The organism is Kitasatospora purpeofusca (genome assembly GCF_042691725.1).
In the GTDB taxonomy this organism is placed as follows: Bacteria; Actinomycetota; Actinomycetes; order Streptomycetales; family Streptomycetaceae; genus Kitasatospora; species Kitasatospora purpeofusca_B.
On sequence record NZ_CP170483.1, the window covers coordinates 6,245,859 to 6,259,054 of the forward strand.

Below are 13,196 nucleotides of genomic sequence, written 5' to 3' on the forward strand. Positions count from 1 at the left end.
CGATGCGACCGGGGCCTTCCCGTTTGTGCGGCCCGGCTACCGGGTGGGGAGCCCGGACGGGCCGACGTGGCCGTCCAGCCAGTCCTTGAGCGGCTGCGAGGCGTGCAGGAAGCCGGTGATCCGCCGGTAGGCGGTCCGGGTGCCCAGCCAGGGCTCGGGCGCCCACTCCTGCCAGGCGATCAGTCCCTTGTGGCGGAGCAGCGCGATCCGCGGGTGGTCCTTGGCGTAGCCGCGCGGCGCGGACTTCAGCGAGTCCCGGCCGACCACCTCGGGGCCCGCCGCGCGGACCCGGGTCACCACCCGCTCCAGCTCCGCGCCGGAGACGTCCTCGGCGACCGCGGCGCGGTAGCGCTCCAGCTGGTCGGCGGCGAGCTGGTACAGCCCGTTGCCGCAGGCCAGGCCGTCGGCGGAGAGCTGGATGTAGCCGCCGGCCGTCAGATGGGCGCCGATGTGGGTCTTGTACGGGGACTTGTCGGCGCTGAACCGGACGTCGCGGTGCGGGCGGAAGATCTTGCCCGGCCCGAACTCGGGTTCCAGCTCGGCCAGCAGGCGCTCCATGGGCTCCCGTACGGCGTGCTCGTACTGGCCCTTGTGGGACTGCCAGAAGGTCTTGGAGTTGTCGGCCTCGAGGTGCTCGTAGAAGTCGAGCGCCTCGGCGGGCCAGCCGTCGAAGGTCACCCCTTCAGTATGTGGCCCGGTGCACACGGCGCTCCCGTCGCCAGTACCCCTACCGCTGGGTAGCATGCGGGCATGAGCAGCGCAGAGACCGCCACCCCCGCCGCCCCGGACGCCCGCGCCGAGCGCCGCGCCAAGCGCATCGCCAAGAACCTGACCGCCTTCGCCGCCCAGCACGGCGGCAGTGCCGACGGCGTCGTCCAGTACGTCGGCGCGGTCGGCACCCGGATCGTGGTGGTCGGCGCCGACGGCACCTGGGGCGACCAGGTCGCGCCCAGCTACGCGGTCGGCCAGCGCGCCGCCGAACTGGCCGGCATCACGCTGCACGCCGACTTCGAGGGCGAGCTGGGCCTGAAGGTCAGGACCGGCGCCTACGAGTGGAAGCGCATGGCCGGCATCCAGCTCGGCGGCTGACCCCGGCGCGCACGGCGAAGGGCCCCGGTCGCGAGAGACGACCGGGGCCCTTCGAGGTGTCTGGCCGGGGCCGTCAGGCGGCCGCGGGTTCGGGGGCGCGGGCCGGGGCCGGGGTGTCGGCGGGGGCGCCCTCGCGGGTGCGGAGGGCGAGGGGGATGCGCAGGGCGGCGATCCAGATCAGGGTGGCGCCGAGCATGTGCAGGCCGACCAGGATCTCGGGGACGTCGGTGAAGTACTGGGCGAAGCCGATCACGGCCTGGAGCAGCAGGCCGATCAGCAGTTCGCGGGCCCGGGCCTTGGCGGCCGGCGGGGCCTTGACGGCGGCGAACACGAAGATCACCGCGATCGAGAGGCCGATCGAGACGAAGGCCAGGTCGGCGTGGGCCTGGGCGAGGCGGTCGTAGTCCAGCGGGATGCGCGGGACCATCTTGTTGTCCTTGGGCGTGCCGGGGTGGTGGCCCGCGCCGGTGACCAGGGTGCCGGCGGCCACCAGCAGGCCGATCGCGACGACCAGGGCGTAGCTGAGCCGCTTGATGGGCTCGGCCACCAGCGGGCGGGCCGGGCCGTCGCCCTCCTTGCTCCGCTCCCACGTCAGCGTCGCGACCCAGACCAGGCCCATCGCGGCGATCAGGTGCAGGGCCACGGTGTAGGGGTTGAGGCCGGTCAGCACGGTGATGCCGCCGAGCACGGCGTTGCTCATCACCAGCCAGAACTGGGCCCAGCCGAGCTTGGTCAGGCCGCGCCGCCAGGGCCGGGAGCAGCGCGCGGCGAGGATCGCCCAGCCGACGGCGGCGCTCAGCACGTAGGTGAGCATCCGGTTGGTGAACTCGACGACGCCGTGGAAGCCCATCTCGGCGGTCGGGGTGAGGCTCTCGTCGGTGCAGCGCGGCCAGGTGGTGCAGCCGAGGCCGGAGGCGGTGAGCCGGACGGCGCCGCCGGTCACGACGATCACCACGCTCATCACCAGCGCGGCGAACGCGGCGCGCTTGACCATGGCGGCGGAGGGCTGCCAGCGCTCGGCGAGCAGGGAGAAGGGGGTGGTGTTAGGCACGGCGTCCATGGTATGCGGCCTTACAGCCGATCTTGGGGCGGGGCGGGAGGTGCCGACACACCCGAACGGCGGAGCTTTCCCGTGTCGACATAGCGGCAAACCCGTCGACCGTAAAGACGGAGCAAAAAGGACTGTTCGGGCAACGCGGGCATTGGTCTTGACCAATCACCCGTTTGGCCGAAAGAGTGCGGTTTGGTCCATACCTTTTTCAGGTGGACCCCTCCCACCCCCGCACGTAAGCGGAGAACCTGCACATGCGCATATCCGTTCCCGCCGCAGCGCTCGCGCTCGGTGGATCTCTCGTTCTGGCCGGGCTCGTCGCCCCGGCCGCCGCCCACGCCGCCGACCCGAACCAGTGCCTGGGCCTCGGGGTCGCCAACCTCTACGGTGAGTTCGTCGAGGGCGACGACACCCACACGCCGGACGCCGAGGGTGCGGTGGCGGTCGGCGGCAATGCCGACTTCACCGGCGGCTTCTCGGTCGGCCAGGAACTGACCGCGGACCAGGTCAAGGCGCTGCCCGGCGGCAACGCCCTGGTCGTCGCCGGCAAGCTGACCGGCGGCAACACCCAGGTGATGAAGGGCAACGGCGTCTACGGCTCGAAGCCCGACGCCGCCGTGATCCAGGCCCACCAGGGGGCCGTCGGCCAGGGCAGGTCGCCGATCGACTTCGCCGCCGAGTTCGCCCGGGCGCGCGCCGTCGCCACCTCGCTGGCGGGGCTGCCGCAGACCGCCGGCGCCAAGGTCGAGCCGCAGGGCTCGAAGCTCTACCTCACCAGCGGCGACGCGAAGTTCAACAGCTTCACGGTCTCCGCCGCCACCCTCCAGGGCGCCACCGACATCTTCGTGAAGGTGCCGGCCGGCGCGGTCACCGTGGTCACCGTGACCGGCGACTCGTACGACCAGGCCGCCGCGAAGACCACCGGCTTCCACCTGTGGGACGAGGGCAAGCAGGCCTACCTCCTGGACGACAAGCTGCAGAGCGCGCACGGCGGCGCCGTCCGCTCCAAGCTGCTCTGGAACTTCCCGACCGCCACCAAGGTGGTCAAGAGCAGCTCGGCCGCCTGGTCCGGCACCGTGCTGGCGCCGAACGCCGCCTTCGACCTCGGCTCGGCCGCCCCGGTGAACGGCTCGGTCATCGTCAAGTCGCTGACCGGCAAGGGCGGTGCGGAGACGCACCACTACCCGTTCACCGGCTGCCTGCCGGTCGTCGTGCCGCCGACCACGCCGCCGACCAACCCGGCCACCACGCCGCCGGTGGTGCCGACCGGTACGCCGTCCGCCACCACCACCCCGAGCACGCCGGGCGCCACCGGCACGCCGAGCACGCCGGCCACCCCGGGCACCCCCGGTCCGTCCGTGACGCCGGACGGTTCGGGCAGCCCGTCCGCGTCGGGCACCGCCAAGCCGTCCGCGGGCGCCTCGGCGAGCCCGTCGGCCTCCGGGGCGGCGGCCGCGCCGGGCGCCTCGGCGAGCCCGTCGGCCGGGGCCGACGCCGGGGGCGGTCTCGCCCACACCGGCTCCGGCCCGGTCGTGCCGCTGGCGATCGGCGGCGCGGTGGTCATCGCCGCCGGTGGCGCGCTGGTCGTGGCCGCGCGTCGGCGCAAGGCGGCCGGCCAGGCCTGAGTCCGCCGCGGGCCGGTTCCGGAGTGATCCGGATTGCCCGATCGAGCGCCCCCGGTGATCGTCAACGATCGCCGGGGGCCGCTCTTTTCGGCCACTGTGACAGAGTTCATTCCACGTTGGCCGAAGCGGTGTCGTCCGAGGCAGCGGGTGTGATGGGCTGCCGATGCACACGCGGATGCGGACGGGAAGAGGAAATCCGGCCGCGCAGCGGGGTGTGGAGGGGTGCGGGAGTGCCGGTAGAGTCCCCCGGACAGTCGTAGCGGGCCACCGCTGTTCCACTCAACACGCCTGCTGCACCAGACCGTTCGGAGGGGACAACGAGATGGCTCGACAGCGGCGGCAGACAGTGATCACAAGCGGCGCGGCGATCGTGGGGACGGCGGCGGCCGCCGCCCTGCTGCCCGTGGTGCTGGCGACCAGCGCCTCGGCGCACGTGCCGACCTGGCAGGTCACCTGCGACAACATCGTGGTCGACCTCACCAACTACAGCACCGAGACGGGCATCAAGAACGCCGTCAGCCTGAGCATCGACGGCGTGAAGGTGCTCGACCAGAAGGAGTTCGGCAAGGAGTTCCACCAGACCTTCCCGGTGGCGGCGCACAGCGCGCCGGTCGGCGCCACCCTCGTGGTGACCACCACCGAGGACCCGAAGAACAGCGACTGGAACAAGACCGAGACCAAGACGATCCCGGTCTGCGCGACCCCGACGCCGACTCCCACGCCGACGCCGACGCCGACCCCCACGCCGACTCCCACCCCCACGCCGACGCCGACGCCCACCCCGACGCCCACCCGCACGGTGACGCCGACGCCGACGCCCACCCCGACGCCCACGCCGACCCGGACGGTGACGCCCACCCCCAGCCGGACGGTGACGCCGACCCCGACCGCGACGTCCACCCCGGTCGCCCCGGCGCTGGCGCAGACCGGTAGCAGCGACGCCACCCCGGTCATCGCGGCCGTCGGCGGCGGCGTGGTGCTGCTCGGCGGCGCGCTCCTGCTGCTCGCCCGCCGCCGCCGCGGCGACGGCACCGAGGGCTGACCCGGAGCACCGGACAGCGACGACGGCCCCCGGCTCACTGGATGAGCCGGGGGCCGTCGTGCCGGGTGCGGTCCGGCCGCTACTCCCAGCGGAAGAACCGCGCGGCGGCCGCGAGCCCCGCGACCGCCCAGAGGGCCAGGACAGCGAGGTCGGCCCAGGGCGTCCCGGAGCCGTTCTGCAGCACGGCGCGCAGGCCGTCCGAGAGGGCGGCGATCGGCAGCAGTTCCAGCGCCGACTGCACGGCGGAGGGGAACCTGCTCAGCGGCACGACCACCCCGCCGGCCAGCAGCAGCAGGACGAACACCAGGTTGGCGGCGGCCAGCGTCGCCTCCGCGCGCAGCGTGCCGGCCATCAGCAGCCCGAGCCCGGAGAACGCGGCCGTGCCGAGCACCAGCAGCGCGACGACGGCCAGCGGGTTGCCCTGCGGGGACCAGCCGAGGGCCAGCGCGATCACCGACAGCAGTGCCACCTGGAGCGCCTCGGTGACCAGCACGCACCCGGTCTTCGCGGTCAGCAGCGCCCAGCGGGGGAGCGGGCTGGCGCCCAGCCGCTTCAGCACGCCGTAGCGGCGCTCGAACCCGGTGGCGATGGCCTGGCCGGTGAACGCGGTGGACATCACCGCGAGCGCGAGCAGCCCCGGGGCGAGGAAGTCCACCCGCTTGCCGGGCCCCTCGACGGCGACGATGTCCACGGCGGAGAAGAGCACCAGCAGCACCGTCGGGATGACCACGGTGAGCAGCAGCTGCTCCCCGTTGCGCAGCAGCATCCGGGTCTCGAACGCGGTCTGGGCGAGCAGCATCCGGCCGACCGGCGCGGCACCGGGCTTCGGCGCGTAGTCGGCGTAGTCGGTGGTGGTCATGAACGCAGGTCCCGTCCGGTCAGGTCGAGGAAGACGTCTTCGAGGCTGCGGCGCTGCACCGCGAGCCGTTCGGGCAGGACCCCGCCGGCCGCGCACCAGGCGGTGACGGTGGCCAGCAGCTGCGGGTCGACCGGCGCCTCCACCCGGTAGCTGCCGGGGGTGGTCTCGGCGGCGGTGGCGCCCTCGGGCAGTTCCTTGAGCAGGGTGGCGAGGTCCAGCCCGGGCGGGCCGTCGAAGCGCACGGTGGACTCGGCGCCGTCGCGGCAGAGCCCGTCAGGGGTGCCCTCGGCGATCACCTTGCCGCGGTCGACGACGGCGACCCGGTCGGCGAGCTGCTCGGCCTCCTCCATGTGGTGGGTGGTGATCACCACGGTGACGCCGTCCCGGCGCAGGTCGCGGACCAGCTCCCAGGTGGCGCGGCGGGCCTGCGGGTCGAGGCCGGCGGTGGGCTCGTCCAGGAAGACCAGCTCGGGGCGGCCGACCACGGCCATCGCGAGGGCGAGCCGCTGCTGCTGGCCGCCGGAGAGCCGGCGGTAGGTGGTGCGGCCGCAGGAGCCGAGGCCGAGTCGCTCGACCAGCGCGTCGACGTCCAGCGGGTGGGCGTGCAGCCTGGCGGTGTGCCGGAGCATCTCGACGGCGCGGGCGCCCGCGTAGACGCCGCCGGACTGCAGCATCACGCCGATCCGGGGGCGCAGCTCGGCGCCCTGGGCGACCGGGTCGAGGCCGAGGACGCGCACGGTGCCGGCGTCGGGGCGGCGGTAGCCCTCGCAGGTCTCGATGGTGGTGGTCTTGCCGGCGCCGTTGGGGCCGAGAACGGCGGTGACGGCGCCGCGCGCGATGCAGAGGTCGAGACCGTCCACCGCGGGCCTGTCCCCGTAGCGCTTGACCAGCCCGGTGATCTGGACCGCGGGTTCGGATTGCATACGGGTGAGTCTAAGAGGCCCCAACAGGCCGTTTGCACACTGGGCTTGATCACTTCATCCGCTGGTCAGGTAAGGCTTACCTGCGTGACAGATGCCACGAGTGAGGCCTGCATCACGGCTTGTCCTGTCGGAAGTAATTACGCAACACTGGTGTTGTGAAAAACATGCGCGAGCACTCCGTGGAGCAGGAGGCCGAGTCGGCCCCCGGCTGCGCCGTGCCCGCGACCGCGGCCGAGGTGCTGCTGGACGGCCACCACGCCACCCGCGACCGGGTCGCCCGCTCCATCCTGGACCACGGTCCGTCCTCCGCCGCCGACCTGGCGAGCCGCCTCGGCCTCACCGCCGCGGCCGTGCGCCGTCACCTGGACGGGCTAGCCGCCGCCGGCCTGGTCGAGTCCCGCGAGCAGCGGGTCTACGGCAGCCGCGGCCGGGGCCGTCCGGCCAAGGTCTTCGCCCTCACCGACGGCGGCCGCGACGCCTTCTACCAGGAGTACGACCAGCTCGCGGCCGACGCCCTGCGCTGGATCTCCGCGTCGGTGGGCGGCGGCAAGGCCGGGGAGGAGGCGGTCGCCGCCTTCGCCCGGGCCCGGTTCGGCCGCCAGGCCGAGCGGTACCTGGAGGCGCTGCGCTCCGCCGGGGCGGGGGAGCGCACCGAGGCACTCGCCCAGGCGCTGAGTGCCGACGGGTACGCTGCCACGGTGCGGAGGGTCCCGTCGGCCGCGGCGAAGGCCCCGGCGGGCGCCCAGCTCTGCCAGCACCACTGCCCGGTCGCGCACATCGCCGAGCAGTTCCCGCAGCTGTGCGAGGCGGAGACCGAGGTCTTCTCCCAGCTGCTGGGCACCCATGTGCAACGGCTGGCCACCATCGCCCACGGCGACGGGGTCTGCACCACCTATGTGCCGGCACCCGGTGCCGCATCGTCGCCCGCCCTGCGCACCGCCGCGGGCCGGGACACCGGTGCCGCGCCGACTGCCGGCACGTCCACCGAAGATTCAGCGTCCTCGCGATAGGAAGCCCGCATGACTGACACCGTTTCGCACCCCGAGCTCGAAGGCCTGGGCACTTACGAGTACGGCTGGGCCGACTCGGACGTGGCCGGCGCCGCCGCCAAGCGCGGACTGAACGAGGACGTCGTCCGCGACATCTCGGCCAAGAAGAACGAGTCCGAGTGGATGCTGAACCTGCGTCTCAAGGGCCTCAAGCTGTTCGGGAAGAAGCCCATGCCGACCTGGGGCTCCGACCTGTCCGGCATCGACTTCGACAACATCAAGTACTTCGTCCGCTCCACCGAGAAGCAGGCCGAGTCCTGGGAGGACCTGCCGGCGGACATCAAGGCGACGTACGACAAGCTCGGCATCCCGGAGGCGGAGAAGCAGCGCCTGGTCGCCGGTGTCGCCGCCCAGTACGAGTCCGAGGTCGTCTACCACCAGATCCGCGAGGACCTGGAGGAGCAGGGCGTCATCTTCCTGGACACCGACACCGCGCTGCGCGAGCACCCGGAGCTGTTCAAGGAGTACTTCGGCACCGTCATCCCGGCCGGCGACAACAAGTTCGCCGCGCTGAACACGGCGGTCTGGTCCGGCGGCTCCTTCATCTACGTGCCGAAGGGCGTGCGCGTCGACATCCCGCTGCAGGCCTACTTCCGGATCAACACCGAGAACATGGGCCAGTTCGAGCGGACGCTGATCATCGTCGACGAGGACGCCTACGTCCACTACGTCGAGGGCTGCACCGCGCCGATCTACTCCTCCGACTCGCTGCACTCGGCGGTCGTGGAGATCATCGTCAAGAAGGGCGGCCGCTGCCGCTACACGACGATCCAGAACTGGTCGAACAACGTCTACAACCTGGTCACCAAGCGCGCCGTGGCGTACGAGGGCGCGACCATGGAGTGGATCGACGGCAACATCGGCTCCAAGGTCACCATGAAGTACCCGGCCGTCTACCTGATGGGCGAGCACGCCAAGGGCGAGACCCTGTCCATCGCCTTCGCCGGTGAGGGCCAGCACCAGGACGCCGGCGCCAAGATGGTCCACATGGCGCCGAACACCTCCTCCAACATCGTCTCCAAGTCGGTGGCCCGGGGCGGCGGCCGCACCTCCTACCGCGGTCTGATCGAGATCGGCGAGGGCTCCAAGGGCGCCAAGTCCAACGTGCTCTGCGACGCGCTGCTGGTCGACACGATCTCGCGCTCGGACACCTACCCGTACGTGGACGTCCGCGAGGACGACGTGTCCATGGGCCACGAGGCCACCGTCTCCAAGGTCAGCGAGGACCAGCTCTTCTACCTGATGAGCCGCGGCATGACCGAGTTCGAGGCCATGGCGATGATCGTCCGCGGCTTCGTGGAGCCGATCGCGCGCGAGCTGCCGATGGAGTACGCGCTGGAGCTGAACCGGCTGATCGAGCTGCAGATGGAGGGCTCCGTCGGCTGACCCGCCGGCCGCCCGCCGTCCATCGACATTTTTTGAGGAAGAGAGCACAACGAACAGCCATGGCTGACACGCCTTTGAACGCCGCTGCGAACACCACCGGCTCCACCACCGCCGGTTCGATCGAGGTCGGCACCGCCGGCGCCGGCGCCCAGCTGGCCGGCCCCGGCACCGGCCGGGACAGCGTCCGGCAGCCGATCGACGCCCGCGTCACGGTCGAGCCGTCCTACGACGTCGCGGACTTCCCGGTGCCCACCGGCCGCGAGGAGGACTGGCGCTTCACCCCGCTGCACCGCCTCGGCGGCCTGCACGACGGCACCGCCGCCGCGGCCGCGAAGGCCGCCGAGGGCACCGACAAGGTCGAGCTGAACCTGCCCGAGGGCGTGACCGCCGAGACCGTCGGCCGTGACGACACCCGCCTCGGCAAGGCCGGCAAGCCGGTCGACCGGGTCGCCGCGCAGGCGTTCAGCGCCTTCGAGCAGGCGCTCGTGGTCACCGTCCCCAAGGAGACGGTGCTCACCGAGCCGGTGCGGATCGACGTGCACGGCGAGGGCGGCACCCGCTTCGCCCACGTGGTCATCGACGTCAAGCCGTTCGCCGAGGCCGTCGTGGTGCTGGGCCACACCGGCACCGGGACCCGGGCCGCCAACGTCGAGCTGCTGCTCGGCGACGGCGCCAAGCTCACCTTCGTCTCCGTCCAGGACTGGGACCGCGACGCGGTGCACGTGGCCCAGCAGACCGCGCTGATCGGCCGCGACGCCTCGCTGAAGTCCGTCGTCGTCACCTTCGGCGGCGACCTGGTCCGCCTCCACCCGCGGGTGGGCTACGCGGCCCCCGGCGGCGAGGCCGAGCTGTTCGGCCTCTACTTCGCCGACGCCGGCCAGCACCTGGAGCACCGGCTGGTCATCGACCACGACACCCCGCACTGCCGCTCCAACGTCGTCTACAAGGGCGCGCTGCAGGGCCAGGACGCGCACGCCGTGTGGGTCGGCGACGTGCTGATCCGCGCCGCCGCCGAGGGCACCGACACCTACGAGCACAACCGCAACCTGGTGCTCACCGACGGCGCCCGGGTCGACTCCATCCCCAACCTGGAGATCGAGACCGGCGAGATCGTCGGCGCCGGCCACGCCTCCGCCACCGGCCGCTTCGACGACGAGCAGCTCTTCTACCTGCAGGCCCGCGGCATCCCGGCCGACGAGGCCCGCCGCCTGGTGGTGCGCGGCTTCTTCGCCGAGCTCGTCCAGCAGATCGGCGTCGCCGAGATCCAGGACCACCTCATGGCGAAGATCGAGGCCGAGCTGGAAGCGGCGGTCTGACGCCGATGAGCTTCCTTCGCGCCTGCGCGCTGAGCGAACTGGCCGAGGACGTGCCCAAGCGCGTCGACCTCAACGGCGTCCCGGTGGCCGTCGTGCGCACCGACGAGGGGGTGTTCGCGATCAACGACATCTGCTCGCACGCGAACGTCTCGCTCTCCGAGGGCGAGGTCGAGGACTGCATGATCGAGTGCTGGCTGCACGGCTCCAGCTTCGACCTGCGCTCCGGCAAGCCCTCCGGTCTGCCCGCCACCAGGCCGGTCGCTGTCTACCCCGTAAAGATCGAAGGGGACGATGTGCTCGTCTCCGTCAACCAGGAGTCCTGAGTACACATGGCTACCCTTGAAATCCGCGACCTGCACGTCTCCGTCGAGGCCGAGAACGGCCCCCGGGAGATCCTGAAGGGCGTCGACCTGACCGTGAAGCAGGGCGAGACCCACGCCATCATGGGCCCGAACGGCTCCGGCAAGTCCACCCTGGCCTACTCGCTGGCCGGCCACCCCAAGTACACCGTCACCGGCGGCTCCGTCCTGCTGGACGGCGAGGACGTCCTGGAGATGTCCGTCGACGAGCGCGCCCGGGCCGGCGTCTTCCTGGCCATGCAGTACCCGGTCGAGGTCCCCGGCGTCTCGGTCTCCAACTTCCTGCGCACCGCCGCCACCGCCGTCCGCGGCGAGGCCCCCAAGCTGCGGACCTGGGTGAAGGAGGTCAAGGAGGCGATGGCCGCCCTCCAGATGGACCCGGCCTTCGCCGAGCGCAACGTCAACGAGGGCTTCTCCGGCGGCGAGAAGAAGCGCCACGAGATCCTCCAGCTGGAGCTGCTCAAGCCGCGGATCGCGATCCTCGACGAGACCGACTCCGGCCTGGACGTCGACGCGCTGCGGGTCGTCTCCGAGGGCATCAACCGGGTCCGTTCGACCGGTGAGGTGGGGACCCTGCTGGTCACCCACTACACCCGCATCCTGCGGTACATCAAGCCCGACCAGGTCCACGTCTTCGCGGGCGGCCGCATCGTCGAGTCCGGCGGTGCCGAGCTGGCCGACAAGCTGGAGGAGGAGGGCTACGAGGCCTACGTGAAGGGTGGCGCGTCCGAGTGACCCGTACGCACGAGTCGGCGGTCCTGTCGGGACTGCTCGACACCGACGCGATCCGCAAGGACTTCCCGGTCCTGCAGCGGCTGCTGCACGACGACAAGCAGCTCGTCTACCTGGACAACGCGGCCACCTCGCAGAAGCCCCGCCAGGTGCTCGACGCGCTGAACGCCTACTACGAGCGGCACAACGCCAACGTCCACCGCGGCGTGCACGTGCTCGCCGAGGAGGCCACGGCGCTGTACGAGGGCGCCCGCGACAAGGTCGCGGCGTTCATCAACGCGCCGAGCCGCGACGAGGTGGTCTTCACCAAGAACGCCTCCGAGTCGCTCAACCTGGTCGCCAACATGCTGACCTGGGCGGACGAGCCCTACCGGGTGGACGCCGAGTCCGAGATCGTCATCACGGAGATGGAGCACCACTCCAACATCGTGCCGTGGCAGCTGCTCTCGCAGCGCACCGGCGCGAAGCTGAAGTGGTTCGGGCTGACCGACGAGGGCCGGCTCGACCTCTCCAACATCGACGAGCTGATCACCGAGAAGACCAAGGTGGTCTCCTTCACCCTGGTCTCCAACCTGCTCGGCACGGTCAACCCGGTCGAGGCCATCGTGCGCAAGGCGCAGGACGTCGGCGCGCTGGTCGTGATCGACGCCTCGCAGGCCGCGCCGCACATGGTGCTGGACGTGCAGGCGCTGGAGGCCGACTTCGTCGCCTTCACCGGCCACAAGATGCTGGCCCCGACCGGCATCGGCGTGCTCTGGGGCCGCCAGGAGCTGCTGGAGGACCTCCCGCCGTTCCTCGGCGGCGGCGAGATGATCGAGACCGTCACCATGGGCTCGTCCACCTACGCCCCGGCGCCGCACAAGTTCGAGGCCGGCACCCCGCCGATCGCCCAGGCGGTCGGGCTGGGCGCGGCCATCGACTACCTGTCCGGCATCGGCATGGAGCGGATCGCCGCCCACGAGCACGCCATCACCGCGTACGCGGTGGAGCGGCTGCTGGAGGTCCCGGACCTGCGGATCATCGGCCCGCGCAATGCCGTCGACCGCGGCGCGGCGATCTCGTTCACGCTGGGCGACATCCACCCGCACGACGTGGGCCAGGTGCTCGACGAGCAGGGCATCGCGGTGCGCGTCGGCCACCACTGCGCGCGGCCGGTCTGCCTGCGGTACGGAATTCCGGCGACCACGCGGGCGTCGTTCTACCTGTACTCGACGCCGGGCGAGGTCGACGCGCTGATCGACGGCCTGCACCACGTCCGGAACTTCTTCGGCTGACGGGACAGGGCACGCGACCATGAAGCTCGACTCGATGTACCAGGACATCATCCTGGACCACTACCGCAACCCGCACGGCAAGGGGCTGCGCGACGGTGACGCCGAGGTGCACCACGTCAACCCGACCTGCGGCGACGAGATCACCCTGCGGGTGAAGCTCGACGGCGGCACCGTCGCCGACGTCTCGTACGAGTCCCAGGGCTGTTCGATCAGCCAGGCCAGCGCCTCGGTGCTGAACGACCTGGTGGTCGGCAAGACCGTGGGCGAGGCGCAGGCGGTCCAGGAGGCCTTCCTGGAGCTGATGCAGAGCAAGGGCCAGGGCGAGGGCGACGAGGAGGTGCTGGAGGACGCCGTCGCGTTCGCCGGCGTCTCCAAGTACCCGGCCCGGGTCAAGTGCGCCCTGCTCAGCTGGATGGCCTGGAAGGACGCCACCGCCAAGGCCCTCGCCGAGCACCCCGCCGTCACCGACTGACACCGCAGAGGAGGACAAC

General features: G+C 71.7%; 14 protein-coding genes. 10 read left to right on the top strand and 4 right to left on the bottom strand.

Annotation, left to right across the window (positions count from 1 at the left end; genetic code table 11):
• Positions 1-36: 36 nt before the first annotated feature.
• On the bottom strand, positions 37-678 hold the full coding sequence (locus ACFCLZ_RS26915; RefSeq protein WP_380280046.1) for a DUF2461 domain-containing protein: 642 nt from the start codon (positions 676-678) through the stop codon (positions 37-39).
• Positions 679-750: 72 nt separating this feature from the next.
• Here ACFCLZ_RS26915 and ACFCLZ_RS26920 point away from each other — a divergent pair, with 72 nt between their 5' ends.
• The gene (locus ACFCLZ_RS26920) at positions 751-1,089 is read left to right on the top strand and encodes a hypothetical protein (protein WP_380280048.1); all 339 of its coding nucleotides are present in this window, start codon (positions 751-753) and stop codon (positions 1,087-1,089) included.
• Between the two features lie 73 nt (positions 1,090-1,162).
• On the opposite strand, the gene ACFCLZ_RS26925 is transcribed toward ACFCLZ_RS26920, so the two are convergent.
• Entirely contained in the window at positions 1,163-2,149 is a 987-nt protein-coding gene (locus ACFCLZ_RS26925) for a heme A synthase (protein WP_380280050.1), read from the bottom strand.
• A 245-nt stretch (positions 2,150-2,394) separates the two neighbouring features.
• Here ACFCLZ_RS26925 and ACFCLZ_RS26930 point away from each other — a divergent pair, with 245 nt between their 5' ends.
• Positions 2,395-3,765 carry a choice-of-anchor A family protein gene (locus tag ACFCLZ_RS26930; protein ID WP_380280052.1) on the top strand — a complete coding sequence of 457 codons (1,371 nt, stop codon included), beginning with the start codon at positions 2,395-2,397 and terminating at the stop codon, positions 3,763-3,765.
• 322 nt (positions 3,766-4,087) lie between these two features.
• A complete protein-coding gene (locus ACFCLZ_RS26935; protein ID WP_380280054.1) occupies positions 4,088-4,807 on the top strand; it encodes an LAETG motif-containing sortase-dependent surface protein in 720 nt (239 codons plus the stop codon).
• Between the two features lie 79 nt (positions 4,808-4,886).
• Here ACFCLZ_RS26935 and ACFCLZ_RS26940 read toward each other — a convergent pair whose 3' ends face one another.
• Positions 4,887-5,666, bottom strand: a complete 780-nt coding sequence (locus tag ACFCLZ_RS26940) for an ABC transporter permease (protein ID WP_380280056.1) — start codon at positions 5,664-5,666, stop codon at positions 4,887-4,889.
• Positions 5,663-6,589 (bottom strand): ABC transporter ATP-binding protein, encoded by a 927-nt coding sequence (locus ACFCLZ_RS26945; RefSeq protein WP_380280058.1) that lies wholly within the window; start codon positions 6,587-6,589, stop codon positions 5,663-5,665. The genes ACFCLZ_RS26940 and ACFCLZ_RS26945 overlap by 4 nt, the downstream gene beginning before the upstream one ends.
• A gap of 164 nt (positions 6,590-6,753) precedes the next feature.
• On the opposite strand from ACFCLZ_RS26945, the gene ACFCLZ_RS26950 reads away from it, so the two are divergent.
• Genes ACFCLZ_RS26950 through sufU form a run of 7 tightly spaced genes read left to right on the top strand, consistent with a single transcriptional unit; the run spans position 6,754 to position 13,177 of the window.
• Entirely contained in the window at positions 6,754-7,599 is an 846-nt protein-coding gene (locus ACFCLZ_RS26950; RefSeq protein WP_380280060.1) for a helix-turn-helix transcriptional regulator, read from the top strand.
• 9 nt (positions 7,600-7,608) lie between these two features.
• Positions 7,609-9,024, top strand: a complete 1,416-nt coding sequence (gene sufB / locus ACFCLZ_RS26955) for a Fe-S cluster assembly protein SufB (protein WP_380280062.1) — start codon at positions 7,609-7,611, stop codon at positions 9,022-9,024.
• A gap of 59 nt (positions 9,025-9,083) precedes the next feature.
• Positions 9,084-10,340 carry a Fe-S cluster assembly protein SufD gene (gene sufD, locus ACFCLZ_RS26960; protein ID WP_380280064.1) on the top strand — a complete coding sequence of 419 codons (1,257 nt, stop codon included), beginning with the start codon at positions 9,084-9,086 and terminating at the stop codon, positions 10,338-10,340.
• A gap of 5 nt (positions 10,341-10,345) precedes the next feature.
• A complete protein-coding gene (locus ACFCLZ_RS26965) occupies positions 10,346-10,663 on the top strand; it encodes a non-heme iron oxygenase ferredoxin subunit (RefSeq protein WP_030308000.1) in 318 nt (105 codons plus the stop codon).
• Positions 10,664-10,669: 6 nt separating this feature from the next.
• Positions 10,670-11,434, top strand: a complete 765-nt coding sequence (gene sufC, locus ACFCLZ_RS26970) for a Fe-S cluster assembly ATPase SufC (RefSeq protein ID WP_350567565.1) — start codon at positions 10,670-10,672, stop codon at positions 11,432-11,434.
• A gap of 23 nt (positions 11,435-11,457) precedes the next feature.
• Positions 11,458-12,705, top strand: coding sequence for a cysteine desulfurase (locus tag ACFCLZ_RS26975; protein WP_380286297.1), 1,248 nt, complete (start codon positions 11,458-11,460; stop codon positions 12,703-12,705).
• A 19-nt stretch (positions 12,706-12,724) separates the two neighbouring features.
• Entirely contained in the window at positions 12,725-13,177 is a 453-nt protein-coding gene (sufU, locus tag ACFCLZ_RS26980; protein WP_380280066.1) for a Fe-S cluster assembly sulfur transfer protein SufU, read from the top strand.
• Positions 13,178-13,196: the final 19 nt, after the last annotated feature.

What these genes read in the sequence shown, in the direction of transcription:
- ACFCLZ_RS26920 (WP_380280048.1), top strand. Translation starts at nt 751, where the DNA reads ATGAGCAGCGCAGAGACCGCCACCCCCGCCGCCCCGGACGCCCGCGCC.
- ACFCLZ_RS26925 (WP_380280050.1), bottom strand. Translation starts at nt 2,149, where the DNA reads ATGGACGCCGTGCCTAACACCACCCCCTTCTCCCTGCTCGCCGAGCGC.
- ACFCLZ_RS26930 (WP_380280052.1), top strand. Translation starts at nt 2,395, where the DNA reads ATGCGCATATCCGTTCCCGCCGCAGCGCTCGCGCTCGGTGGATCTCTC.
- ACFCLZ_RS26935 (WP_380280054.1), top strand. Translation starts at nt 4,088, where the DNA reads ATGGCTCGACAGCGGCGGCAGACAGTGATCACAAGCGGCGCGGCGATC.
- ACFCLZ_RS26940 (WP_380280056.1), bottom strand. Translation starts at nt 5,666, where the DNA reads ATGACCACCACCGACTACGCCGACTACGCGCCGAAGCCCGGTGCCGCG.
- ACFCLZ_RS26945 (WP_380280058.1), bottom strand. Translation starts at nt 6,589, where the DNA reads ATGCAATCCGAACCCGCGGTCCAGATCACCGGGCTGGTCAAGCGCTAC.
- ACFCLZ_RS26950 (WP_380280060.1), top strand. Translation starts at nt 6,754, where the DNA reads ATGCGCGAGCACTCCGTGGAGCAGGAGGCCGAGTCGGCCCCCGGCTGC.
- sufB (WP_380280062.1), top strand. Translation starts at nt 7,609, where the DNA reads ATGACTGACACCGTTTCGCACCCCGAGCTCGAAGGCCTGGGCACTTAC.
- sufD (WP_380280064.1), top strand. Translation starts at nt 9,084, where the DNA reads ATGGCTGACACGCCTTTGAACGCCGCTGCGAACACCACCGGCTCCACC.
- ACFCLZ_RS26965 (WP_030308000.1), top strand. Translation starts at nt 10,346, where the DNA reads ATGAGCTTCCTTCGCGCCTGCGCGCTGAGCGAACTGGCCGAGGACGTG.
- sufC (WP_350567565.1), top strand. Translation starts at nt 10,670, where the DNA reads ATGGCTACCCTTGAAATCCGCGACCTGCACGTCTCCGTCGAGGCCGAG.
- sufU (WP_380280066.1), top strand. Translation starts at nt 12,725, where the DNA reads ATGAAGCTCGACTCGATGTACCAGGACATCATCCTGGACCACTACCGC.